At 72.6% G+C, this 23,736-nt stretch carries 19 protein-coding genes and 1 pseudogene; 12 read left to right on the forward strand and 8 right to left on the reverse strand.

All coding sequences use genetic code 11. The features are described from left to right. Positions 1–55: 55 nt before the first annotated feature. From RM779_RS11895 to RM779_RS11905, 3 genes are all read left to right on the forward strand, one after another. Positions 56–415 (forward strand): hypothetical protein, encoded by a 360-nt coding sequence (locus RM779_RS11895; RefSeq protein ID WP_311617696.1) that lies wholly within the window; start codon positions 56–58, stop codon positions 413–415. Between the two features lie 106 nt (positions 416–521). Then, the gene (locus tag RM779_RS11900; RefSeq protein ID WP_394813282.1) at positions 522–1,307 is read left to right on the forward strand and encodes a spermidine synthase; all 786 of its coding nucleotides are present in this window, start codon (positions 522–524) and stop codon (positions 1,305–1,307) included. Positions 1,308–1,492: 185 nt separating this feature from the next. Beyond that, positions 1,493–2,860 (forward strand): erythromycin esterase family protein, encoded by a 1,368-nt coding sequence (locus RM779_RS11905; protein ID WP_311617644.1) that lies wholly within the window; start codon positions 1,493–1,495, stop codon positions 2,858–2,860. Between the two features lie 148 nt (positions 2,861–3,008). On the opposite strand, the gene RM779_RS11910 is transcribed toward RM779_RS11905, so the two are convergent. From RM779_RS11910 to RM779_RS11925, 4 genes are read right to left on the reverse strand one after another with little or no spacing between them, the layout of a single operon-like run. Next, positions 3,009–4,424 carry a GH1 family beta-glucosidase gene (locus RM779_RS11910; protein WP_311617645.1) on the reverse strand — a complete coding sequence of 472 codons (1,416 nt, stop codon included), beginning with the start codon at positions 4,422–4,424 and terminating at the stop codon, positions 3,009–3,011. Between the two features lie 57 nt (positions 4,425–4,481). Then, a complete protein-coding gene (locus RM779_RS11915) occupies positions 4,482–5,405 on the reverse strand; it encodes a carbohydrate ABC transporter permease (protein WP_394813276.1) in 924 nt (307 codons plus the stop codon). Further along, positions 5,402–6,436, reverse strand: a complete 1,035-nt coding sequence (locus tag RM779_RS11920; protein ID WP_311617647.1) for a carbohydrate ABC transporter permease — start codon at positions 6,434–6,436, stop codon at positions 5,402–5,404. The genes RM779_RS11915 and RM779_RS11920 overlap by 4 nt, the downstream gene beginning before the upstream one ends. A 13-nt stretch (positions 6,437–6,449) precedes the next feature. Continuing rightward, complete coding sequence (locus RM779_RS11925) at positions 6,450–7,802, reverse strand: ABC transporter substrate-binding protein (protein ID WP_311617648.1); 1,353 nt, start codon at positions 7,800–7,802, stop codon at positions 6,450–6,452. Positions 7,803–8,017: 215 nt separating this feature from the next. Here RM779_RS11925 and RM779_RS11930 point away from each other — a divergent pair, with 215 nt between their 5' ends. From RM779_RS11930 to RM779_RS11955, 6 genes are all read left to right on the forward strand, one after another. Then, the gene (locus tag RM779_RS11930) at positions 8,018–9,055 is read left to right on the forward strand and encodes a LacI family DNA-binding transcriptional regulator (RefSeq protein ID WP_311617649.1); all 1,038 of its coding nucleotides are present in this window, start codon (positions 8,018–8,020) and stop codon (positions 9,053–9,055) included. A 417-nt stretch (positions 9,056–9,472) separates the two neighbouring features. Then, the gene (locus RM779_RS11935; protein ID WP_311617650.1) at positions 9,473–10,135 is read left to right on the forward strand and encodes a DUF6879 family protein; all 663 of its coding nucleotides are present in this window, start codon (positions 9,473–9,475) and stop codon (positions 10,133–10,135) included. Between the two features lie 326 nt (positions 10,136–10,461). Further along, positions 10,462–11,490: a WD40 repeat domain-containing protein gene (locus RM779_RS11940; protein WP_311617651.1), complete on the forward strand. Its 1,029-nt coding sequence runs from the start codon at positions 10,462–10,464 to the stop codon at positions 11,488–11,490. A gap of 24 nt (positions 11,491–11,514) precedes the next feature. Next, positions 11,515–13,935, forward strand: a complete 2,421-nt coding sequence (locus RM779_RS11945) for a WD40 repeat domain-containing protein (protein WP_311617652.1) — start codon at positions 11,515–11,517, stop codon at positions 13,933–13,935. 164 nt (positions 13,936–14,099) lie between these two features. Further along, positions 14,100–14,372 (forward strand): type II toxin-antitoxin system Phd/YefM family antitoxin, encoded by a 273-nt coding sequence (locus RM779_RS11950; protein WP_311617653.1) that lies wholly within the window; start codon positions 14,100–14,102, stop codon positions 14,370–14,372. Beyond that, positions 14,369–14,638 (forward strand): type II toxin-antitoxin system RelE family toxin, encoded by a 270-nt coding sequence (locus RM779_RS11955; RefSeq protein WP_311617654.1) that lies wholly within the window; start codon positions 14,369–14,371, stop codon positions 14,636–14,638. Before RM779_RS11950 ends, RM779_RS11955 begins: the two co-directional genes overlap by 4 nt. A 477-nt stretch (positions 14,639–15,115) precedes the next feature. On the opposite strand, the gene RM779_RS11960 is transcribed toward RM779_RS11955, so the two are convergent. Then, positions 15,116–16,501, reverse strand: coding sequence for a glycoside hydrolase family 6 protein (locus RM779_RS11960; protein WP_311617655.1), 1,386 nt, complete (start codon positions 16,499–16,501; stop codon positions 15,116–15,118). Between the two features lie 674 nt (positions 16,502–17,175). Between RM779_RS11960 and RM779_RS11965 the strand changes: the two are divergent. Further along, positions 17,176–19,119: pseudogene (locus tag RM779_RS11965) on the forward strand (glycoside hydrolase family 48 protein); the annotation flags it as partial. Positions 19,120–19,201: 82 nt separating this feature from the next. On the opposite strand, the gene RM779_RS11970 reads toward RM779_RS11965, so the two are convergent. After that, positions 19,202–20,086, reverse strand: a complete 885-nt coding sequence (locus RM779_RS11970) for an alpha/beta fold hydrolase (protein WP_311617657.1) — start codon at positions 20,084–20,086, stop codon at positions 19,202–19,204. A gap of 240 nt (positions 20,087–20,326) precedes the next feature. On the opposite strand from RM779_RS11970, the gene RM779_RS11975 reads away from it, so the two are divergent. Beyond that, positions 20,327–21,253, forward strand: coding sequence for a phosphotransferase enzyme family protein (locus RM779_RS11975; RefSeq protein WP_311617658.1), 927 nt, complete (start codon positions 20,327–20,329; stop codon positions 21,251–21,253). Here the strand turns inward: RM779_RS11975 and RM779_RS11980 are convergent. Both RM779_RS11980 and RM779_RS11985 read right to left on the reverse strand, forming a co-directional pair. Then, a complete protein-coding gene (locus RM779_RS11980; RefSeq protein ID WP_311617659.1) occupies positions 21,216–21,500 on the reverse strand; it encodes a hypothetical protein in 285 nt (94 codons plus the stop codon). The two genes, RM779_RS11975 and RM779_RS11980, sit on opposite strands and share 38 nt — an antisense overlap. 571 nt (positions 21,501–22,071) lie before the next feature. After that, positions 22,072–22,818 (reverse strand): SDR family NAD(P)-dependent oxidoreductase, encoded by a 747-nt coding sequence (locus tag RM779_RS11985; RefSeq protein WP_311617660.1) that lies wholly within the window; start codon positions 22,816–22,818, stop codon positions 22,072–22,074. 97 nt (positions 22,819–22,915) lie between these two features. Here RM779_RS11985 and RM779_RS11990 point away from each other — a divergent pair, with 97 nt between their 5' ends. Continuing rightward, positions 22,916–23,515 carry a TetR/AcrR family transcriptional regulator gene (locus RM779_RS11990; protein WP_311617661.1) on the forward strand — a complete coding sequence of 200 codons (600 nt, stop codon included), beginning with the start codon at positions 22,916–22,918 and terminating at the stop codon, positions 23,513–23,515. The last annotated feature ends 221 nt before the right edge of the window (positions 23,516–23,736 follow it).

Below are 23,736 nucleotides of genomic sequence, written 5' to 3' on the forward strand. Positions count from 1 at the left end.
CCTTGACGATGGTCGCGCGTTGAACAACACATCCGACAGCGTGGAGGAGGACCCCATGGCGGACACCGGCGAAACGGAGCCCTGCGATCTGGTCACCGTGCCGGCCAGGGAAGGACTGGAAGCCGTCGACATCCTGCGCCTGCGGCACGGCGTGGGCCCCGTGCTGCACGACCGGGAGTGCGACACCCTGGGGTTCATCGTGCCGGCCGGCACCGCCGAGCGCTGGGACCTGCCCGGCAGCGCCTGCACCCAGACCTACGGCGGGAGCCGCTGCGGCGCACAGCCGCCGGTCACCGGCAGCGGCTGGCTCGTCCCACCGGAGGGCGCCGTCATCAAGGCCACCGAGCCGGAGCGGCTGCGCGCCGCGCTGAACGAGGCGGTGTCGATGCTCCGAGTGGTGGACCGTTCCACGTGACCCGCCGCGGAAGGTCACACTGGATGATGTGGCGAAAAGACGACTGCGGCGCGGTGACGCCGGCAAGGCCCTGACCGAAGCGGTGGGCGGCGGCCTGGCCCAGCTGATGCCCGATCCCGACCGGACCGGCAGCTGGGAGCTGCTGATCGACGGTGCCCCGCAGTCCCACGTGGATCTTGCCGACCCCACGCGCCTCCGCTTCGAGTACCAGCGCAGACTCGGCCACGTCGCCGACCTCGCCGCGCCGCCCGGCCGCCCGCTCGCCGTCCTGCACCTCGGCGGCGGCGCCCTGACCGTGGCCCGCTACATCGCCGCCACCCGCCCCCGTTCCGTTCAGCAGGTGGCCGAGCCCGACAGCGGCCTCACCGCCTTCGTCCGCCGCGAGCTTCCGCTGCCCGACGGCGCCCGCATCCGCGTCCGCCCGGCCGACGCCAGGGACCTGCTCGGGCGGCTGCCGGACGGCTGGGCCGACCTCGTCATCACGGACGTGTTCGCCGACGCGCGCACCCCCGCGCACTGCACCAGCGCCGAGTTCCTCGACGAGGTGCGCCGCGTCCTGCGTCCCGGCGGCTGGTACGCGGCCAACGTCACCGACGGCCCGCCGCTGGCCCACCTGCGCGCCCAGGTGGCCACCGCCGCCGGCCGCTTCGCCGAGGTCTGCCTGGCCGCCGAGCCGCCCGTGCTCCGCGGCCGCCGCTTCGGGAACGGCATCGTCTGCGCCGCCGACGGCCCGCTGCCCACCGTGGAACTGGCCGGCCGCTGCGCCCGCGACCCGGCGCCCGCCCGGCTGCTCGCCGGCCGCGAACTGGCCGATTTCACCGCGGGCGCGCCCGTCGTGACGGACGCCACCGCCGTACCGTCCCCGCCGCCGCCGGACGGCACCTTCGGCTGAGGCGGCCGGGGGCCGGGGGCCGGTGGCCGGTGGCCGGTGGCAGTGGCCGGGGGGCCGTGGTGGGGGCCGCCCCAGGAACGGAACGGGGGATGGCGGGATATCGCCGCCCCCGCGCTCCGGCGGAGCCTTGAGCGGACAGACGCCGGCGCCGGGCCGGTGTCTCGTTCCCGGGGAGGGACCACCACATGCCATCCGTTTCCCGCCGTGCGTTGCTCGGCGCGCTGCCCGTCACCGCCGCGGGGCTCGCCGCGGCGGCCGGCCCGGCCACCGCGGCCCGCCCCGGCGAGCGGCGCGGCGACGCCGTCGCCGCGCTGGCCCGCGCCGCCAGGCCGCTGCGCACCACCGAGCCGCACGGCCCCCACGACGACCTGGCGCCGCTCGGCGCGGCGATCGGCGAGGTGCCGGTCGTCGGGCTCGGCGAGGTCGTGCACGGGGCGCATGAGCTGTACACGCTCAAGCACCGCGCCTTCCGCTATCTGGTGGCCGAAAAGGGCTTCCGCACCTTCGCCCTGGAGGTGGGCTGGGGCGCCGGGCTGCGGATCGACTCCTACGTCAGGAACGGCACCGGCGACCTGCGCACGATCCTGGACGAGGAGTTCGGCAACGGGGCCTGGCCGTGGCACGTCGAGGAGTACCTGGACCTGATCGCGTGGATGCGCGCGCACAACGCCCGCCACCGCGGGGCCCCGCTGCGGTTCATGGGCAACGACCTGGCGTTCCCGCGTATCGCCGACACGATCTTCGACGGCGTCACCGGCTGGGCCGACCGGTACGCGCCGGGCCTGCGGCCCGAACTGGACGCCTGCTACCTGGAGTTGCGCGAACACGCCGCCGCGGCCGACTTCCAGGCCCTGCCCGACGCGGAACGGCAGCGGATCGCGGGGCTCGCCCGGCGGGCCGCCGACCGGGTCGCGGCCCTCGACCCGGCGCCCGGCGGCGCCGCGCACGCCTGGGCGGCGCAGCACGCGCGGGTGCTGGCGCAGACCGCGACGCTGCTCGCGTTCCGGCTGAACGATCCGGCGGAACAGCCGGCGGCCATGCGTTACCGGGATGAGCTGATGGCGGTCAACACCGCCTGGTGGCACCGGCAGACGGGACACAAGGTGCTGCTGTCGGCGCACAACGGGCACACGGCGTACGAGACGTACGACCCCGTGCACTACCCCGTCACCCAGGGGGCCTATCTGCGGGATCTGCTCGGCGCGTCCTACCTCTCGGTGGGCACGACCTTCGGCCGCGGCAGCTGGACCGTGCCGGACGGCAGCGGGGAGTGGCAGACCGCGTCCGAGGGTCCGCCGCGCGCCGGCAGCTCCGAGAAGATCCTCGAACGGGCGGGGCGGCTGGCGGGCCACCGGGACTTCCTGCTGGACGTGCGGACGGCCCCGGCCGCGGCCCGCGCCTGGCTGAGCGAGGAGCGGCCCACGCGGGACATCGGGCCGCCCGGCGACCCGTACCGGCCGTTCATCCTCGCCGCGGGGCACGACGCGCTGATCCACCTCCACGCGTTCGGCCCCGCCAGGCGGCTGCCGGAAGGGAACGGGCGCGGGGAATGACCCGGCCCCCGGCCAGGTGCCGCGGTGCGCGGTCCTGGCCGGGGGCCGACCCCCTTGCCCCCCTTTCCGGGAGGGAGCCGGAAAGGCTTCCGGGTGGACACGGGGGAGTCCGGTGGGCGCGCCGCGGTGCCCGCGCCGCGCCCGTGGCTCAGGTGGCGGGCAGCCGTCCCGAGCCCACCACGCCGGCGTACCAGCGGGCGCTCGCCTTCGGCGTGCGCCGGAGCGTGTCGAAGTCCACGTGCACCACGCCGAAGCGCTTGCTGTACCCGTAGGCCCATTCGAAGTTGTCCAGCAGCGACCACAGGAAGTAGCCGCGGATGTCGACGCCCTGTTCGATCGAACGGTGGACGGCGTCGAGGTGGCCGTGCAGATAGGAGATCCGCTCCGGGTCGTGCACGACGCCCGCCGCGTCCATCTTGTCGTCGAACGCGGCGCCGTTCTCGGTGATGTAGAGCGGCAGGTTCGGCAGTTCGCTGTGGAAGCGCTGGAGCAGCTCGTACAGGCCGGTCGGGTCGACGACCCAGCCCATGTCCGTGCGCTCGCCGGGCGCGAGGTGGAACTCCACGTCCTCGGAGCCCACCCACGGGGAGTGCGTGCCCGAGCCGTGGCCGTCGTTGCGCTTGGCCTGCGAGCCGCCCGTCGGCGCGGAGACGACCGACGGCTGGTAGTAGTTCAGGCCGAGGAAGTCCAGCGGCTGGTGGATCGCCGCCTCGTCGCCCGCGCGCAGGAACGACCAGTCGCTGACGCGCGCGGTGTCCTGCCGCAGGTCCTCGGGGTAGCTGCCGTGCAGCAGCGGGCCGGAGAAGATGCGGGTCTGCAGCGCGTCGATGCGGCGCGCCGCGTCCACGTCCGCCGGTGCGTCGGTGCGCGGCCGGGCGACCACCGGGTTGAGCGTGACGCCGATCTCGGCGTTGCGCGGCAGGGCGGCGCGAAGCGCCTGGACGCCGAGGCCGTGCGCGAGGTTCAGGTGGTGCGCCGCCTTGAGCACACTCTCCGGCTCAGTGCGCCCCGGGGCGTGCACGCCGGAGCCGTAGCCGAGGAACGCGCTGCAGAACGGCTCGTTCAGCGTCGTCCACATGGCCACCCGGTCGCCCAGCGCCTCGCCGACGATCTGCGCGTACTCCGCGAACCGTTCGGCGGTCTCCCGCTCCGGCCACCCGCCCGAGTCCTCCAGGTCCTGCGGCAGGTCCCAGTGGTACAGGGTGATCGCCGGCGTGATCCCGCGCTCCAGCAGGCCGTCGGCGAGGGCGCGGTAGAAGTCGAGCCCGCGCTGTACCGCGGGGCCGCGTCCGGTGGGCTGGACGCGTGACCACGACACCGAGAACCGGTAGGCGGCGAGGCCGAGTTCGGCCATGAGGCCGACGTCCTCCTGCCAGCGGTGGTAGTGGTCGCAGGCCACGTCCCCCGTGTCCCCTGCGTGCACCTTCCCGGGGGTCCGGCTGAAGGTGTCCCAGATCGAGGGGGTGCGGCCGTCCTCACGGGCCGCACCTTCGATCTGGTAGCTCGCGGTGGCCGAGCCCCACAGGAAGTCGGGTGGGAAGACCCGGGGTTGTTTTTCAGTCATGGAAGCGCTCCCATTCTTGCTCGTAGAGAGGGTACCGAACCGCGCGCGACGGGGTGCTCAGCCCTTGAGTGCGCCGTGCATGATGCCGCCCACGATCTGCTTGCCGAACAGCACGAACGCGATGAGCAGGGGGAGCGTGCCGAGCAGTGCGCCGGCCATGATCACCCCTTGGTCGGGGACATAGCCCTGTCCCAGGCCCGTGAGCGCGACCTGCACGGTCGGGTTCTGCTGGGTGAGCGCGATCATTGGCCAGAAGAACTCGTTCCAGGCCAGCACGAAGGTGAGCATGCCGAGCACCGCCATGGCCGGGCGGGCGGCGGGGAAGACGACGTGCCACACGACGCGCAGGCTGTTGGAGCCGTCGACTCTGGCGGCCTCGATCAGCTCGGTCGGCAGGGCCTGCACGAGGTACTGCCGCATGAAGAAGACGCCGAAGGCGCTCACCATCATCGGCAGGATCACGGCCTGGAGGTGGTTGCTCCACTCCAACTCCGCGACGGCCATGAACATCGGTACCACCGTGAGCTGCGGCGGCACCATCATCGTGCCGATGACCAGCAGCATCAGGACGTTCTTCGCGCGGAACCTGAGCTTGGCGAAGGCGAAGCCGGCCAGCGTCGCGAACAGCACGGTCGAGACGGTGATGGTGCCCGCGACGAAGATCGTGTTGATCATCGCCTTGCCGAGATTGGCGTCGTCCCAGGCCCTCTCCAGGTTGGTGAACAGCCGGCCGCCGAACCAGAAGGGCGGCGTGGCCTCCGACAGCCGGGCCTTGCTGTGCGAGGCGGCGATGGCGGAGTACACCAGCGGGACGATGGACCCGAGGGCGAAGACCGCCAGGATGGTGTACGTGAGCCAGCCGCCGTGCAGATGCCCGCCCGCGGTGCCCGCCTTGGCCCGGCGTGCCCTGCGGCCCCGTTCGGGACCGTCCGCCGTGGCCGCGTCCTGCGGAGCCGGCTGGGTGTTGACAACGGCCATCATTCCTCCTCGCCGTTGCTGCGGCCAACCCATCGGGTGATCACCCAGTAGATGATTCCGATGATGATGAGCAGCAGGAACATCGTCCAGGCGATGGCCGCCGCCCGGCCGAGATGCCTGTTGATCCAGCCCATCTCGTACATGTAGAGGCCGAGCGTCTGGTACTGGTTCTGCGTGCCGCCGGACGGGTCGCCCGCGAACAGCAGCGGCTCGCCGAACAGCTGGGTGGCGCCGATCGTGGACACGACGATGGTGAACAGGATCGTCGGCCGTAGCGAAGGCAGCGTGATGTGGATGAACTGCTTCCACCGGGACGCCCCGTCGAGGGCGGCCGACTCGTAGAGGTCGTTCGGAACGGCCTGCATCGCGGCGAGGTAGATCAGCGTGTTGTAGCCGGTCCAGCGCCAGATGACGATGGTCGACACGGCGAACTGGGAGGACCAGGTGCCCGCCTGCCAGTCCACGCGGTCAATGCCGATCAGATCCAGAGCCCAGTTGATCACGCCGTAGTCGCGGCCGTAGAGCATCGCGAACACGAGCGTCGCGGCGGCGATCGAGGTGGCGTACGGCGTGAGGATCGCGACGCGGAAGAACATGCTGCCGCGCAGCCGGTAGTTGAGCAGGTGGGCGAGGCCGAGCGCCATCAGCAGCTGCGGCACCGTGGAGATGATGCCGATGGTGAAGGTGTTGCGCAGGGCCTTCCAGAAGAACTCGTCCTCCCACAGCCGCGTGAAGTTCTCGAAGCCCACCCACTCCATCTCGTTGGGGGTCAGCATCGACGCGCTGTGCAGCGCGGACCAGCCCGTGTAGAGGAGCGGGAAGAGGCCGAAGGCGGCGAAGAAGAGGAAGAACGGCGAGACGAACGCGTACGGGCTGTACTTCAGATCCCAGCGGTAGCGCCGGGAGCGGCGCTCCGCGCGCCGCTGTTCCTTGGGGCCTGGTGCGGGGTGCGCCGTGCCGGACGCCGGTGGTTTCGGGCGCGGGGCCGCGCCCCCCTTCGCGGGGGGCGCGGCCTCTCGGTGTTCAGTGGTCATCGGCGAGTCCTGGTCATTCCGCTAGTGCGTTGTCCAGCGCGCTCACGACGTCTTCCCAGGCGCTGTCCGGGTCGTTGCCCTGCTGCTCGACCGTGACCAGACCGTTGGTGATCGATTCCTGGATGATCTGGTCGTTGGGGCCGATCGGCGTGGACGGGATCTCGGCGGCGGCCGTGGAGAGGATCTGGCCGATCTGGACGCCGGGAAAGTACTCGTTCGTAGCGTTCTGGACGTCTTCCGTCTCCTGCGCCGTGGCGGAGCTGGGGAAGTTGCCCGCGTTGGCGAAGATCTTGGCCTGCTGCTCGGGGGCGGTCAGCCACTCGGCGAGGGCGACGGCCTCCTCCTTGTGCTCCGAAGCGTCCGTCACGCCGATGAACGAGCCGCCCCAGTTGGACGGTTCGGGCGAACGGGCCATGCTCCACAAACCGGCGCCCGCGTCACCCGCGTGCGACTGAATGGTCGTCAGCATCCAGGCGGGGCAGGCCGGCAGCGTCGCGAAGGCACCGTTGGCCAGGGCCCGCTCCCACTCGGGGGAGAACTGCTGCTGCTGGTCGGTCAGTCCGGCGTCGGCGACCTGGAGGGAGAGGTCCCAGGCGGTCTGAACGCCCTCGCTCTCCTGGTAGATGACCTCGCCCGCCTCGTTGGTGTAGCGCTCCTCGAAGGCGGAGACGACCGCGTTGAACATGCCGCCCGCCGAGTCGAGGTAGGCGACGTCGTCGGGCGCGTTCGCCGCGAAGTCCTCGCCGACCGCGATGTAGTCCTCCCAGCCGCCGGCGAACAGTTCGCTGACCGCCTCGCTCTCGGTCGGCAGCCCGGCCTGCTCGAAGTAGTCCGTGCGGTAGCAGATGCCGGTGGGGCCGATGTCGGTGCCAAGACCGATGACCCGCCCGTCGGCGTCCGTCGCCTGGTCGACCTTCCACGGCACGAAGTGGCTGGTGTCCACGTCATACTCGTTGAAGTCGACCCAGCGCGGGCTCAGTTCGCTGGTCATCTCGGCGATGTTGCCGACCTCGATGGCCTGGATGTCGGCGAGGCCGCTGTTCTGGCCGAGGCGCGTGCGGAGCTGGGCGATGTAGTCGGCGTTCTCGGTGGTGGAGTCCTGCTCGATCGTGATGTTCGGGTTGGCCTCCATGTATTCGTCGTACAGCCCGGCTTCTTGGTAACCGAACTGCCCGAACACACCGACTCTCAAAGTGATGTTCTCGTCATCACCGCCGCCGCCGTCGTCGTCGCTCGAACAGGCGCCGAGCAGCGCGGTCGCGAGGGTCGCGGTCAGACCGACTGCGACGGCTCTGGCCGCTCGGCGTCGCGGCCGGTTCGTGATACGGGTGGTGTTGCGCATGACGTCGTCGTCCTCCTGGCGCACTGACGTTGCCTTCCCAGCCGGGTGGTTTCGACACGTGGGGGATAGGGGGCCTGGGCTCGGAACGTACGGTTCTATAGGGTTCCAGGAGCGTGGGAGCGCTCCCAGTTGTGATGGGTTGAAGGGTGTCCGAGTGCTCGCCGGGTGTCAAGGCGTAAAGCGGTCCGTCTCGGATTCCGTGATGTAGTTGGACCCTGGGGCGGAAACGGGAGGAAGCGATGGCGATGGCAAGGCGCGGCGCGGGCCGCGATGGAAGACCGACACTTGAACAAGTCGCGGCACGGGCGGGGGTGGGCCGTGGCACGGTGTCCCGCGTCATCAACGGATCACCAAGGGTAAGTGACAGGACGCGGGCCGCGGTCGAGCAGGCCATCGCCGATCTGGGGTACGTACCGCACCGGGCGGCCAGGGCGCTGGCCGCCAACAGGTCGGACGCCATTGCCCTGGTGGTGCCCGAGGCGGAGACGCGGCTGTTCGCCGAGCCGTTCTTCTCCGGCATTCTCCGCGGGGTCTCGGCGGAGCTGGCGGACACCGACATCCAGCTGCTGCTGACGCTGATCAGGACCCCGAAGGAGCGCACCAGGTTCGCCCAGTACGCCGCGAGCCACCGCGTCGACGGCGTGCTGCTGGTGTCCGTGCACGGCGACGATCCGCTGCCCGACCAGCTGGCGGACATGGGCCTGCCCGTGGTGATGACCGGCCGCAGGTCGGCCGACGAGCCGGTGCCGCACGTCGACTGCGACAACGTCGGCGGGGCCCAGCTCGCCGTGGAGCACCTGCTGGGCCGCGGGCGCAGCCGCGTCGCGACGATCACCGGGCCCGCCGACATGTACGTCGCCAGGTGCCGGCTCGACGGCTACCAGGAGGCACTGCGCGCCGCCGGCCGCGAGCCGGCGGTGGAGCTGGTGGGGCGCGGGGACTTCACCGAGGAGAGCGGACACGCGGCCATGCGCGAGCTGGTGGCGCGGCGCCCCGACCTGGACGCGGTGTTCTGCGCCTCCGACCTCATGGCGATCGGCGCCCGGCGCGCGCTGCGCGAGCTGGGGCGTTCCGTGCCCGACGACGTGGCGCTCGTCGGCTTCGACGACTCCGCGCTCGCCCGCCACCTGGACCCGCCGCTGACCAGCGTCCGGCAGCCCATGGAGGGCATGGGCCGGGCGATGACGCGGGCCCTGCTGGCCGAGATCTCCGACGGGGGAACCGACCGCCCCCGCCTGGTGCTCCCGACCGAGCTGGTGCGCCGCTCCTCGTCGTAGCCGCCCGGCCCGCCGGGCCCGGCGGGCGGCGGTGGGCCCCAGCCCCCGGCGGTCGGCCCCGGCGGTCGGCGGTCGGCGGTGGGCCGGTGCGGCGCCCGGGCCTGGCCCGTCTCGCGGTGCGCGCGCGGTAGGCGGACGGACAACGGGCAGGACCGGCGGGGAAACGGGCGGGGCGACGCCGGGGCGCGGGGCAGGGGGTCGCCGGGACGGCGGCGCGGAGGCGCGGCGCTGATCAGCGCTTTTTCCCCGGCGCTCCGCGCGGCCGCGGCCGGGGGGACCCGTGGGTCCCGAGGAGCCGGCGGGTGGGCCCCGCCCGCCGGTGGCCGGATGGGGCGCGCGGCTGTCCGGTAACGCGCCGCTGACAGATCATCACCGAATGGTCATGCTGGTCCGGGCAGCGACGGAAGGAGCGCGCGCATGGGCAGGCGGCTGAGCTTCGCGGACACCGACTTCGGTGTCCAGGGCGTGGAGACGGAGCACGTCCTGGCGCGGCTCCGGGAGACGTGCTGGGCCGACGGGGCCGCGCAGGTGCAGGACTGGGCGGCCTGCGACGAGTTCGCAGGCGTGTTCGGGACGTCGGAGACGTTCGAGCACACGGCGTGGCGACTGGAGTCGCGCTGCCGGTATCAGGCGGCCGAGCAGAGCGCCGCCTACCAGCGGTTCGTCACCGGGCAGCGGGCGGGCCCTGGGCCCGCGCCCGAGGAGCCGCGCGGCGCGGGCCGCAGGCGGCAGCCGGCGCTGGGCAGGCGGGTGGAGCGGGTGCGCGTCGTGGACGATCCGCCGACGCTGGGGCAGCTGTATCTGCTCGACGCCGCGCGGCGGAACGCGAGGGCGGGCGAGGACGTGCGCAACCTGTGGCGGGCGGACGCGGAGTGGCTGAAGCTGCCGGGCGAGGACTTCTGGCTGTTCGACTCCCGGGTGCTCGCGGTGCTGCGCTTCGACGACGCCGACCGGCTGACCGGCATCGAGGTGGTCACCGAGCCCCAGGAGGTGCTGCGCGCCTGCCAGGTGCGCGATGCGGCCTGGCATCACGCCGTGCCCTTCGAGGAGTTCGGCGCCCGGGTCCGCGCCTCGGACTGACGGCGCCGGAACGCCCGCGGCGGGTGCGGGCCGACGCCGTCAACGCTGTCGAGGCCGTCAGCTCCGTCAGCTCCGTCAACTCCGTGCGATGCGGCCGGAATTCATTCGTGTGAGTGACGCTCCGGAGTGGCTCGTATATATCTCCCGGGTGTCGAGCCGGAGCATGGTTGACCCGTGCCGAAGCCCGGAGCGGGCCGGAGAACGGGCGTCCGGCGGCCTATTCGACGCCCGTATCCGTTTGGTCACGCACGATGTAGTCGAATTGTGGCTCAGCTGGTTTCGCAACCCGGCCCCCCGAGCCCGTCCGGCGGTCTAGGGTCCGTGTCATGGTTGTTCGGCACCTGTGCGAACCGGGGGACTTGGACATCACCCGGCCGTTGCCCGGGCGGCCGGCCGTGGCGCAGCGCGTGACGGCCGTCGCCGTTTCGGAAGGGGTGGAGCGGGTCGCGGTCGCCACGGCCGCGCCCTGGTTCCCCGCGTTCGGTGAGCTGCTGGTGATACAGCCGGGCGTGGAACGGCGGCCCGTTCGGCTCGGCGTGGCCAGACGCGCGCCCGGCGCGGTCGTGCGCGACCTGGTGTTCGGGCCCGGCGGGGCCGCGCTGACGGCCTCGCTCGGCGGGACCGAGGAGCACCACGTCGGGCAGGTCGCGCACTGGCGCCTGGCCGCCACCGCGGAACGGTGGCGCCGCGCCATCAGCCGCCCGGTGTACGCCGGTTACGGCGATTTCGGCGGCGTGAGGCTCGCGGTCAGCGGCGACGGCGAGACGATCGCGGGCTGCGACCAGAGCAGCCGCAGCGTGGTGGCCTGGGCCGCGCCCGACGGGCGGCAGCTCGCCGACCCGGTCGGGATCGGGGGCAGCGAGGCGGTCGCGGTGGACGCGGACGGCTCGCGCGTGGCGTTCCGGCTGTGCCGCCCGTACGAGCGGGCGCCGGGCGGCGGCATCGCGGTCCTCGATCTGCGCGACGGCGGCATCACGACGTTCCGGACGGGCGTGAGCTGGTGTTCCGGTCTCGTCTTCGCGCCGGACGGGCGCTCGCTCGCCGTGGTGGGGGCGGCGGACGGCACGGCGCTCGCCGTGCGCGTCGCGCTGGACGAGGGGGAGGTGGTCCGGCGGGCGCTGGCCGAACTCCCGGGCGAGGCCAGGCAGCAGATAGTGCGGCCGGTATGGGGTGCCGACGGCCCGCGGGCCGCGATTCGCGCCGGCCGCACGGTGACGGTGTGGGATCTCGCCGACGGCAGATCGCTGCTCTCCGTCCCCGACCTGGGCCGTTCGACGGCCTGGGCGCTCAGCCCTGACGGCCGCGCGCTGGTCGTCGCAACCCCCGTCGAGGTGCGCGCGTACGACCTCGGCTGACGTGCGGAAGCAAGGAACGACGCGATGACAACGTTGCAAGTCCTGCTCGACGCCCGCCCGAGCCGGGCGGGCTGGCTGGAGATCTGCCACCTGCTCGAACAACTCGACGAGCGGCAGCTGGGCGAGGTCGCCCCGCGCGTGCTGCGCTGGCCGGCGGGGCAGCGCCCGATGCCGGACGCGTGGTGGGCCCAGTGGGTCGCGGGCGACGTCCGCCCGTGTCACGCGCTGGCCGGCACCCGCAGACTCGGCCGTCTCGACAGCGTCGAGACGGGCACGGTGCCGGTGCCGGTGGAGGACGACCGGGAGGACGGGGACAGCAGTCAGGGCGCGTACTTCTACAGCGGCGCGAGCGCCGTGGCCGCGGCCCCCGGGCTGCGCTGGCTCGCGCTCGCCGCCGCCGCGGAGTGGCACCACAACGGCGGGGACGTCGTGCGCTGGGACACCACGCGGGACGCGCCGCTGGTCTGGTTCCTCGGTGGCGGGGAGTACTACGACGAGGCGTACGACCTGGCCGTCAGCCCGGACGGCGGCACCGTGGTGACGGCCGTCGAGGGCGTGTGGCGGGCCTGGTCCGCGGCGGGCGAGCCGTTGTGGGAGGTGCGGCCGCATGTGGGCGCGGAGGACGCGCCCTGCTTCAGCCGCGACGACCTGGTCAGGTTCGCCTTCTCCGCGAACGGGGAACGGCTGGCCGTCGGCACCGGCAGCACCGATGTGGTCGCCGTGGTCGAGACCGGCACCGGCAAGGTGCTGCTGCATGTGCCCGAGGGGCAGGACGCGTTCGGCCCCGTCGCGCTGGACGCGGCCGGGCGGCTGCTGTTCCACGCGGGTCCGGCCGGCCGGGTGGTGGCACGCGACGTGGCCACGGGTCTGGTGCTGGCCACCGCGGAGACCGGGCTGACCGCCGTGGGCGCGCTGGCCGCGGCGCCGGACGGCGGCGCGGTGTTCGCGGTGGGCGGCGCCGTCGGCGGCGCCCCTGACCAGGCCGGGCTCGCCACCTCCGCGCGCCCCGCCGCGCGGCTGCTCACGCTGCGCGCGCGGGCGGACGGCGCCGACTTCGCGCCGGGGGAGCTGCTGCGCCCGGACGGCTTCGCCGGGGAGCTCGACGCGGACTCGCCGGCCGCGGCCCTCACCACCCGTGCGGTGTGGACGGGCGCCGGGCCCTTCGCGTTCATCGGCGCGGACTTCGGCTCGCTGCTTTTCGACGGCCGCGGCCGGACGCTGTGGGCCGATCCCGCGGGCGCCACCGCCGCGTTCACGCCGGACGGCAGCGCGCTCGTGGTGGTGCAGGAGGAGATCGACGCCTGGTTCCTGGCCGGGCTCGCGCCGCCGGGTGCGGTGGTGCCGCGGCCGCCGGAGCCGGGCCCGGGGCAGGTGCTGCTCACCGGCCTGCCGGCCACGCTCGTCGGCCGGCCCGCGTCCGATGCCGAGCCCGAACTGCCGCTGTCCCACTGGTCGGTGCCGCTGGCCGCGGTCGCCGACGACGCCCGCGCGCTCGCGTTCTGCGCCAAGCTCGACCGCGACTCCGCCGACCGCCCGCAGGTGCTGTGCCGCTGGCCCGAGGGCAGCGGCGGGCCGCCCGCGGTCAGCCTCCTGCCCGCCGTCGCGGACGCCGCCTACCTGACCGACCTGGCGTTCGGGCCGCGCGGCGACGTTCTGGTGCGGGCGCTGCTCGGCGAGGAGTCCTGCGTCGTGCTGAACGACGTGGCCACCGGCGAGACCCGCTGGCGGTACCCGCTGCCGCCCGCGGCGCCGCACGGCGAGGAGCGGCTGCGCCTCGCCTTCGGCGCGGACGGCGCCCGGCTCGCGCTGGCGCTGCACGGTCTCGGCCGCATCGTCGTGCTCGACGCGGCGACCGGCGATACCGTGCTCACCGTCACCGAGCCGGCCAGGTACGCCGAGCACTGGCGGCGGCTGCGGGTGGAGGCGGTGGCGCTTGACGCGGCGGGGCGGCGGGTCGCGTTCGGCGTGCGGGACGCGAGCAGCCGCGTCGTGGTGTGCGATGTCGGGACGGGCGAGGTGCTGGGCCGCGCGGAGCCGGACGGGCTGCGGCAGATCACGGGCCTGGCCTTCGCCCCGGACGGCTCGGCGCTTGCCGTGGCCGGCGCCACGGACCGCGGCCACGCCGCGCTGTGGCAGCTGCCGCCCGACGCGTCGGCGTCGGCCGGGCCCGCGCCGCGGACGGCGGTTCCTGACCTGCCGATGCACGACCAGCCGGACGGCAGCCTGGTCTGGCCGGCGGGCCGCGGGCCGCTCGCGTACTTCCCCGGGAGCCACGGCTGGGGCGCCGTGTGGGACGCGGACAGCGGCACGGTACTCGCGGAGCTGCCGTTCGGCCGCGCGGACGGTGGCGTCGCGCTGTCGCCCGACGGCGAAACCCTCGTCACCGTCACGCAGTTCGGGGTGCGCCGCTGGCCCCTGCGGGCCGCCGTGACCGCACCGGCCTGACGGCCGCCGGCGCCCCGCGGCGTGTGCCGCGGGGCCCCGGCCGACGTGACCGCATGGATTCCTGACCCGTCCTCCCCCGTTCGCGGCCTTCGTCCGGCGGGCCGTCCTTCCCCGCCGGGATCGCTACCGGTATGCGTGTACACTAAAATGTGTACACTTGCCGCATGGTCGAGAACACCGCGACAGTACGAGAAGCCCGCGCGCATCTCGCGGAGCGAATCAACCGGGCCGAGGAAGGCATTCCGACGGTCATCACACGCAACGGCGCCCCGGTGGCGGCCGTGGTTCCGATCGCGGACTTCGAAGCACTGGAGGAAGCGGCCGACCTGATGCTGGCGCGCGAAGCGGAAGCGGTCCTGGCCGAGGGCGGCCACACCGTGACGATGGCGGAACTTCTGGCGGATCTGTTCACCGAGCGGGACGACGAGGCGGAGTGAAGTACGCCTTCCGGTTCACCACGGCGGCGCAGCGGCAGCTCCGGGCTATCAGCCGACCCGACGCCATGCGCGTTCTGGCCGCGCTGACCGCGCTCGGCGACGACCCGTACCGCCAGGACGCCGATGTCAAGAAGCTCACCGGTCCGTCGGGGCTCTACCGGCTCCGGATCGGGAGCTACCGGGTCGCGTACCAGATCAACGATGGTGAGCTCGTCATCCTGGTCGTCAAGGTGGGCGACAGGCGGGACGCCTACCGCAACCTGTGATGCCCCGCCCGACGCCACCACCGCCGCCGTCCGCGGCAGGAGGTGCCGGACCTGCCTGCCGGTATCAGGCGAGCGCCACCGACCAGCGCCACCGACCAGCGGCTCGACCAGCGGCTCGACCAGCGGCTCCGGCGGGCACCGGCCCTCGACGTGCCCAGGTCGCCGCGTAATGAGCGATGCCGTCCGGGATCGCGCGCCGACTCGGTCCGTGCCCCTTTCCGTTCCTCTTTCTCTTCTTCTCTTCTTTGCTTCTCTCTGAGGCCGCCGCCCGGCCGCCGGCCGCGCGCGGTGCGTTCGTTTCCCGAACGGATGACGCACCGCGCCCCCGGTGCCGGCAGCGGCATCGGGGGCGGGTGCGTGGGGGGACCACCGGCGGGTGCCGGTCATGCGGTTGCGGGTCCGGGTGCCGGGTCCGCTCCCGCGGGTGCGGGAACGGACCCGGTCCCGTTCAGGGTGAATCCGGTCGGTGTGCCCGGATCACAGGGGCGGGTGGGCGTTCGCCATCAGCTCCTCGAACTGGGCCTGGAACCAGTGGCCCGAGATCGGAGCGTCCGGCAGCGCGCCCGACATGTTGTTCTGGTTGCGCGGGTTGCCCTCGTAGGTGGGGTCGCACATCCGGTCGAAGCCCTTGCCCTCGTCGTTCGGGATCTCCTCGCTGGAGCCGTCCGACTCCCCCGGGGGCTTGATCCACGCGTAGGCGTCGATGTTCGGCGCCGGGGACGCGGTCGGGCGCTCGCCGAGGCCCGCACCACTCTGGTTGCACCAGTTGCCGAGGTGGATGCGGCGGTCGTAGCGGCCACCGTCGACGTACTCGTCGGCGCTGGTCTCAGGACCGGGGCCGGTGGGACGGTCCGCGCCGCCCCAGCCGTTGCGCGAGGTGTCGATGATGACACCGAGGCCGTCGGGGAAGCCCGCCGCGGGGGCCGCCACCGTGGCGAAGTCCTGGGCGAAGGACTGCTCGTCGACGTAGTTGTTCCAGTCGATCCAGGAGCTTTCCCCGCGGATCGGCTGGCCGCCGATCGTGTCGCCGATGGCGAAGTTGTCCTCCACCGTCGCGCTGTAGTTCGCCGTGTTGGCGGCGAAACCGGCCACGTCCTCGGGGGTGGCGCCCTCGGCGTTGGCGGCCTCGAACAGCAGGTCCGCGCTCGCCTGGAAGTTGTCCTCCCAGCCGATCCAGCCGTGGTGGCCGATGTCGATGTAGTTGTAGACGTTCTCGTTGTCGCCCAGGGTGGCGATGTTGTAGCCGACACCCTTGACGTAGTTGCCGTTGGCCAGCATCTCGTCGCACTCGGGCGTCGCGGTCTCGCGGCTGCCGACGTTGGTGACCAGGTTCGGCAGCGAGTCGATCTCCACGATGTTGATGATGCGGAGGTCGGCGTACGCCGGGTCCGACACGATCTCGTTGATCGGGTCGATGAACTCGGTCTTGTAGACGTCGATCTCTTCCGGGCCCAGCTCGCCGTTGGAGGCGAGCGCGGCGCAGTCACGGCCCGGCAGGTTGTAGGTGACGATCTGGATGGCGTCATAGCCACCGGCCACCGCGTTGTCCAGGTGCTCGCGCAGCCCGGTGCTGTTGCCGGCCGAGCCGCCCGTGATCGCGGCCCTGCTGTCGAGCCAGACGGCGGTCGGCGTGTCGGCGATGGCCGAGCCGCCACCCTCGGTGGCCGCGGCGGACCAGTCCGGGTTCACGTAGAGCGACGCGCCCTCGTAGGGGTTGTCGACCCGGGCCAGCGTGTCTGCGTCCTCGCCCGCCGTGGCGGTGCTCAGGGTGCTCACCGTCAGAGCGGCGGCCCCGACCAGGGCACCCGCGATGGTGACGGATCGCCGGCGCAGCCGGCGATGTGGGGGGTTGGTGCGGCTCATCAGTTCTGATCCTCCGGATGGTTGCGTACGGCCGATGCCGAACGGCGTTGGCTGCCCGAGCGGCGGATGAACGACCGCTGTGGCGACCGCGGGCCGCCGCCGAGGCATCTCACGACCCGTCGCACACCCACACGTGCCCGTTCCCCGCACGTGGCGGGGGCGGGGAGACGGCGAGAAGGGGGGCTCGCCGGCCGGGGCGCCGAACCGGCCCCGGCTGTGGGCACATGGGAACTCACCGTTGATCGTTCGCAGGGGATCGACCGGGAGGTTGTGGGGGTGGTGGTGGGGGTTGTGGGGGTGTTCATGCTCGGAGCGGCTCCGCTTCGTCACGACGCGCCGTCCTCGGCGCCGGACAGTTTGGGACCGCTCCCACTGGTTGAAGGGACCGTAGGCCACAAGTCCCCTTCTCGCCAAGGGGTCGTTCGAGAAATTACCGCTGACCTGCCGTGCAACAGCCGAATTAGTCCGGGGGGTTGACGTGTGCAGTCCATTGCTCAAAGCTTGGGAGCGCTCCCACTGGTCTCAGCTCCTCAACCCCCACGAGCCGCGAGGAGGATGCCATGCCGATCCGTCGTGGATCAGACATCGGTAGCCCGGCCAGAACCAGATCCCGAAAGAAGTCCCGGCGTCTCTGGACCGCCGGGGCCATCGCTCTGTCCCTGCCGCTGGGACTGACGGCAGCCGCGCAGGGCAACGCCAGCTCGCCGTTCGGAGACGAGCCGGAACTGCTCCAGTACGAGGAGCAGTTCCTCACCCTCTACGAAACGATCAAGGACCCGGCCAACGGGTACTTCTCGGACGAGGGCATCCCTTACCACTCCGTCGAGACGCTGATCGTCGAGGCGCCGGACCACGGCCACCAGACGACCTCCGAGGCGTACTCGTACCTCATCTGGCTGGAGGCACAGTACGGCCAGGTCACCGGCGACTGGCAGCCGTTCAACGACTCGTGGGCGCTGATGGAGGAGTGGATGATCCCCTCCGCCGACGAGCAGCCGAGCAACAGCTTCTACGATCCGTCCTCGCCCGCGACCTACGCGCCCGAGTCCACCGACCCGGCCGACTACCCGGCCCAGATGGACCCCGACGTGCCCGTCGGCGAGGACCCGCTGGCCGACGAACTCTCGTCCACGTACGGCACGGACGAGATCTACGGCATGCACTGGCTCCAGGACGTCGACGACACCTACGGCTACGGCTCCGCGTGCGGCGGAACGGCCGGGGACCCGACGTTCATCAACACCTTCCAGCGCGGGCCGCAGGAATCCACCTGGGAGACCGTCACCCACCCCTCCTGTGACGACTTCTCCTTCGGCGGCGAGAACGGCTACCTCGACCTGTTCACCGGGGACGCCTCCTACGCGCAGCAGTGGCGCTACACCAACGCGCCGGACGCGGACGCCCGTGCCGTGCAGGCCGCCTACTGGGCCAACCAGTGGGCGTCGGAGCAGGGCAACGCGGCCGCGGTGGCCGGTACGGTCGAGAAGGCCGCGCAGATGGGCGACTACCTGCGCTACTCGATGTACGACAAGTACTTCAAGGAGATCGGCGACTGCGTCGGCCCGTCCGAGTGCGCCGCCGGCTCCGGCAAGAGCAGCAACCACCAGCTGATGTCCTGGTACTACGCCTGGGGCGGCGCGCTCGACACCTCCGCGGGCTGGGCCTGGCGCATCGGCGCAAGCTACGCGCACTTCGGCTACCAGAACCCGATGGCCGCGTACGTGCTGTCGACCGACGAGGCCCTGATCCCGCAGTCGCCCAGCGCGGGCGAGGACTGGGGCAACAGCCTCGACCGGATGATCGAGTTCTACACCTGGCTCCAGTCGGCCGAGGGCGGCATCGCCGGCGGCGCGACCAACAGCTGGGAAGGCGACTACGGCACGCCGCCGGCCGGCACCCCGACGTTCTACGGCATGTACTACGACGAGAAGCCCGTTTACCACGACCCGCCGTCGAACCGCTGGTTCGGCATGCAGGCCTGGTCCATGCAGCGGCTCGCCGAGTACTACTACGTCAGCGGGGACGAGCGCGTCGGCCCGGTGCTCGACAAGTGGGCCGACTGGGTCGTCGGCGAGGTCACCATCGGCGAGGGCGGGGACTTCCAGATCCCGGCCGAGCTGGAGTGGAGCGGCGCCCCCGACACGTGGGACCCGGCGAACCCGGGCGACAACGCCGGCCTGCACGTCGAGGTGACCGCCCACAGCCAGGACGTCGGCGTCACCGGCTCGCTCGCCAACGCCCTGTCCTTCTACGCCGCCGCCAGCGGCGACACCGCGGCGCAGGAGACGGCGTCCGGCCTGCTGGACGCGCTGCTCGCCAACCAGGACGCGCAGGGCATCGCGGTGCCCGAGACCCGCGGCGACTACAGCCGCTTCGGGGACGAGGTCTACATCCCCGAGGGCTGGAGCGGCACGATGCCCAACGGCGACGTGATCGAGCCCGGTTCGACCTTCTCCTCCATCCGTTCCTTCTACCAGGAGGACGAGAACTGGCCGCAGGTCGAGGCGTACCTCAACGGCGGCGACGCGCCGACGTTCGAATACCACCGGTTCTGGGCACAGGCGGACATCGCCATCGCCCTGGCCACCTACACCCAGCTCTTCGGCGCTGAGGAGTAGGCACGCGGCGGAAGGGCGTTGAGGTCCGCCCCGCCCGCCACCCACCGAGGGCCCCGGTTCCACCGCCTGCCGGGGCCCTCGGTCATGCCCGCGACCGGAACGGGCCGTTGCCGGGCCGCTGGAGGAACGCGGCGAGCACGGCCGTGAGTTCCGCGGGCGCGTCCTCAGAGACGAGGTGGCCCGCACCGGCGATCGTTTCGAGTCGCGCGCCCGGGATGCGGGCGGCCAGCTCCCGCCCCTTCGCCGCGGGAATCCAGGTGTCGTCCTGGCCCCAGCACACCAAGGCCGGAACGGCGATCTCGCCGTACCGGTCCTGCACCTCGTCGGTGTGGAGCTGATCGGCCTGCGCGATCTGCCGGTAGAAGGCCGCCTGGCCCAGGTCCCCGAGCCAGGGCCGGACAAGCTGGTCGAGGACGGCGGGGTGCAGGCCGGGGCTGCTGGCCGAGCTCACGTACTCGCGCACCAGCGCACGGTGCAGCGCGGGCGGCAGTTGCTCGAAGACCTCCGCGTGCTCGCCGACGAGCCGGAAGAACGGGGAGCCCCACGGCGCCAGCGCGACCGGGTCGACCAGGGCGAGCGCGCGGTAGCGGGCGCCGTGGAGCAGGTGTGCCCGCAGGGCGACGGCCCCGCCGAAGTCGTGGGCGACGACCAGCGGTTCCGCCAGGTCCCAGTGCGCCAGGAGTTCGGTGAAGACCCGGCCCTGGGCGGCCAGGGAAACGTCCTGCCCGGCCGACTTCGCCGATGCCCCGTAACCGGGCATGTCCCACACGTACACCTGGTGGCGCCGGGCGAGTGCGCGGGCGACGGCGCGCCAGACGTAGGAGGAGAAGGGCGTGCCGTGCAGGAGGACGACCGGGTCCTGTCCCGGTGGTCCGAGGCTGTCCCAGCGCACGGCGCCGGAGGTGCTGCGGAAGGTCCGGGTCAGCTGCCACTCATTCGTCTCGCTCGTCTCGCTCGTCTCGCTCATCGGGCCGGTTCCTCTCGGTCGGTCGGGCCCGGCGCCGGGGCGGCCACCGGGCGGGTGGTTCCGGCCCGCATCGTAGGTTCACCCGGCGCCCGGTATCCGGCCGGGCGCTTCGGCGACACGCCGTAGGATCGGCGGCGTGAGGTGACCTCCCGGCGGCGCGTGCGGCGCCGCAGCACGAGGCCGACGCCGCCGCCGTCCATCGGCCGCGGCTCCCTGTCGATCCCGGGAGCACCCTCAGCCATGACCTCATCGCCCCTTCCCCTTCCCGGCTGCCGCGACATCGCCGCCGCCCTCCTGACCCACTGGCGCCTGAACGGTGCCGAGGTGACGCCGCTGCCCGGCGGCATGAACTCCGTTACCTGGGACGTTCGTTGCGGAACGGTCCGCCGGGTGGCCAAGGCGGTGCCGTGCGGCGGCGCGGCCGAGGAACAGTTCCGCCGCGGGCTGCGCCTGGCCGCCCGCGTCGAGGCCGCGGGCATTCCGGCCGGCGCGCCCCTGCCGACCGCACGCGGGCGGCTGACCGCGGTGACCGGCGGCCACGTGCTGGCACTGCTGAGCCGCGTCGAGGGCAGGGAACTGGACGGCGCCGACGGATGCGACACCGTGCGCCTGGGCACCACGCTCGCCCGCGTCCACCGCGTCCTCGGCACCGGCCCGGTCGAACCGGCCACGGCCCGCGCCTCGTTCGACCTCTCGGCCGACGGCTGGGACGCCGCGTTCGCCGCGCGCCCGTGGGTTCTGCCGGCGGTCACGGAGGTCGCCGAACGGCTGCGCCGGCTGCGGCCGGAGACGCTGACGTGGGGCCCGTCCCACGGGGACCCCGCGCCGGAACACTTCCGGCTCGATCCGGCCACCGGCCGGTGCGGCCTGATCGACTGGGGCGCCGCGGGCTTCCGGCCCCGGCTGTACGACGTGGCCACGGCCGTGCTGGACGCCGGCGGCCCCGAACGCGCCCGCCCCCTGCTGCGCGCCTACCTGCACCACGACGCGCTGCCCCCGGGCGAGGCCGAACGGGCGCTGCTGCCGCTGCTGGACTTCCGCTATGCGATCAACGCCGTGTACTACGCCGACCGCATCGCACGCGGCGACACCACGGGCACCGCCGACGTGGCGCACGCCGAGAACCACCTCACCCGGGCCCGCGCCTGGCTGAGCCGCCGCCACTGAGGACGCCCCGGACGGCCACCGGCCCGCTCCCGCGCCCACGCGGCGAAGGTGCGGGCGGGACGGCCGAGTACCCGTCCACGGTGGGCAGCGCCGGGTAACCGATCTCCGTCCGGTCGCCGTGCACCCATACGAAGAAGTCGATGGTCGGCTCGTCATGGCCTTCCGCGGCCCACTTCTCCCTCGCCTGCTGCTCGGCCAGCCCCTCGTAACGGACCTCCCGCGCCAGTGCCTCGGTGAGGATGCGCACTTGGCCGGGCTTGGTCAGCGCCTCGGGCGGTCAGCACGCAGGTCTGCCCGTGCTGGCCCGGCACGGCGAGCACGGCGGCGGCCACCGCGCCGATGTCGCCGGAAACCACGTTCGACGACGGTGGCCGGCCTTCTCCGCCATGCAGAAACCCGTACACCATCTCCAGGGTCACCGGCCCGTCTCCCGCGCGGAGAAGACCGCGGCTTTTCGCGGAACCTCTGTCTCCAGCCCCAGTTCGGGACCCGGCGCCGCGGTCGGGCCAGGTCGGTGTGTTCGGCGCCGCTGACCGCCGCCGTGCCTCACAGCGTTCCGGGCGCAGGGCCTCGCCCCAGTCGCGCGGGGTCTTGTGGTTCACCCCGAGCTCGCGAGCCACGTCGCGGACCGACCGGCCGCGTCGAGCACCGACAACTGGGCGGCGTCGCGACGGAACTCCTCGGGGTACTTGCTTCGACGCCCCATCCGCGTCCTCCTCCCCGGCTGCTGCCGAGTCAGGAGGTGTCCGGCCCGTAGGTGTCACTTCACTCCTGCGTCACCGGTGTCCGTGGCTGTCACCGTCGGCTGCGCGGTCGCGCTATGCGCCGTATCCGCCGTCGATCCTCAGCACTGCGCCGGTGACGTAGGAAGCCTGCGGGCTGGCGAGGAAGACAACGCCTGCGGCGATCTCCTCCGGCCTGCCGTACCGCCCGATCGCCGTCGTCGGAAGGAACACGGCAGCGGCCGGGCCGTCGGCGGGGTTTCCCTCGGTGTCGACGAACCCGGGCTGGACGACGTTGACCGTGATGCCCCGGTGCGCCAGATCGCGGGCTGCGCCTCGGCTGAAGCCCTCGAGGGCCGACTTCGTTCCCGTGTAATACGCCATCCCGGGGAAACCCGCCCGCGTTGCCACACCCGAGCTGATACTGACGATCCGCCCGCCATCAGGCAGCAGCGGGAACGCCGCCTGTATCCCGGCCACCACACTGGTGTAGTTGACGGCGAGCTGCCGTTCGAGGGCGGCCTCGTCGACGAACTCGCTGTCGAGGAGGCCGCCCCCACCCGTGGCCGCGTTGTTGACCAGAATGTCCAGCTTTCCGAACTGCTCGACCACGCTGTGGATCAGGCCCACCGCCTGCGTCGCATCCGCCTGGTCGGCCCGGAAGGCCGCCGCTCGCACTCCCTTTGCCTCCAGGTCGGCGACCACGGCCTCGGCCCGATCCGCCGAGGACGAGTAGCTGATCGCGACGTCGGCTCCCTCGTCAGCCAGCGCCAGCGCCGACGCCGCCCCGATCCCCCGCGACCCGCCGGTCACGATCGCCACCTTGTTGTCCAGCTTTCCCATGTGCTTGCCACTTCCCTGGGTGCGACGGAGTTCTTGACTGTCCGGTCCACCATAAGGATGGTGGACCGCACGGTCAAGAATCCGTATCCTGGTGCGCATGGCACGTCCGCGAGCGTTCGACGAGAAGCAGGTGCTGAACGCCGTCCGGGAGCAGTTCTGGCACGCCGGTTATGCCGCGACCTCGCTGGAAGACCTGATGCGGGTCAGCGGGCTGGGCAAAGGCAGCCTTTATGCGGCGTTCGGCGACAAGCGTCAGCTCTTCCTCCGGGCGCTGCGCAGCTACACCGACGACAGCCATGGCCGCCTTCGGGAAGCCCTCGCCGCGGCTCCACGGGCCCTGGACGCACTACGCATGCTCCTTGAGGCACCGATCGGCGGCCCGACCGGCGCCGGCGCGCGGCGTGGCTGCCTGCTGGCCAACAGCACATGCGAACTCGGTAACGCCGATCCAGAAGTCCTCGCCCACGCCCACCGCGCCTACGAGACGTCCACCGCGCTGATCGGTGACTGCGTCGCCCGCGCCCAGCGGGAGGGCGACCTGCCGGCCGGAGCGGACCCGATCGCGCTGGCGCGGGCCCTCCTGGCCGCGCAACAAGGGATCGTGTTCATGGGCCGGACCGGGTTGGACACCGCCACACTCACCGCCACGGCACGATCACTCGCGGCTGAACTCCTGCCTGACCACTCCGGCGACTGAACCGACAGGGACCGTTTCGCAGTGTCCGTCAGACGCTCGGGTACCGCGCTGTCCGGGCCGGGAAGAGACACCTTCGTGCCTCTGGAACGCTCGTGCTCGTCGCCGCCTGTGGCGCTCCGGCCTCCCGGCAGGAGCATCGCCGGCACCGCCCGGCGGACGGGCCGCCCGATACCCCGACGGGTCCGTACCCAAGAACGCCGGACGCTGGGTGAGTGCGGTGC

Origin of the sequence: Streptomyces johnsoniae, from assembly GCF_031845565.1 — a bacterium.
GTDB lineage: Bacteria > Actinomycetota > Actinomycetes > Streptomycetales > Streptomycetaceae > Streptomyces > Streptomyces johnsoniae.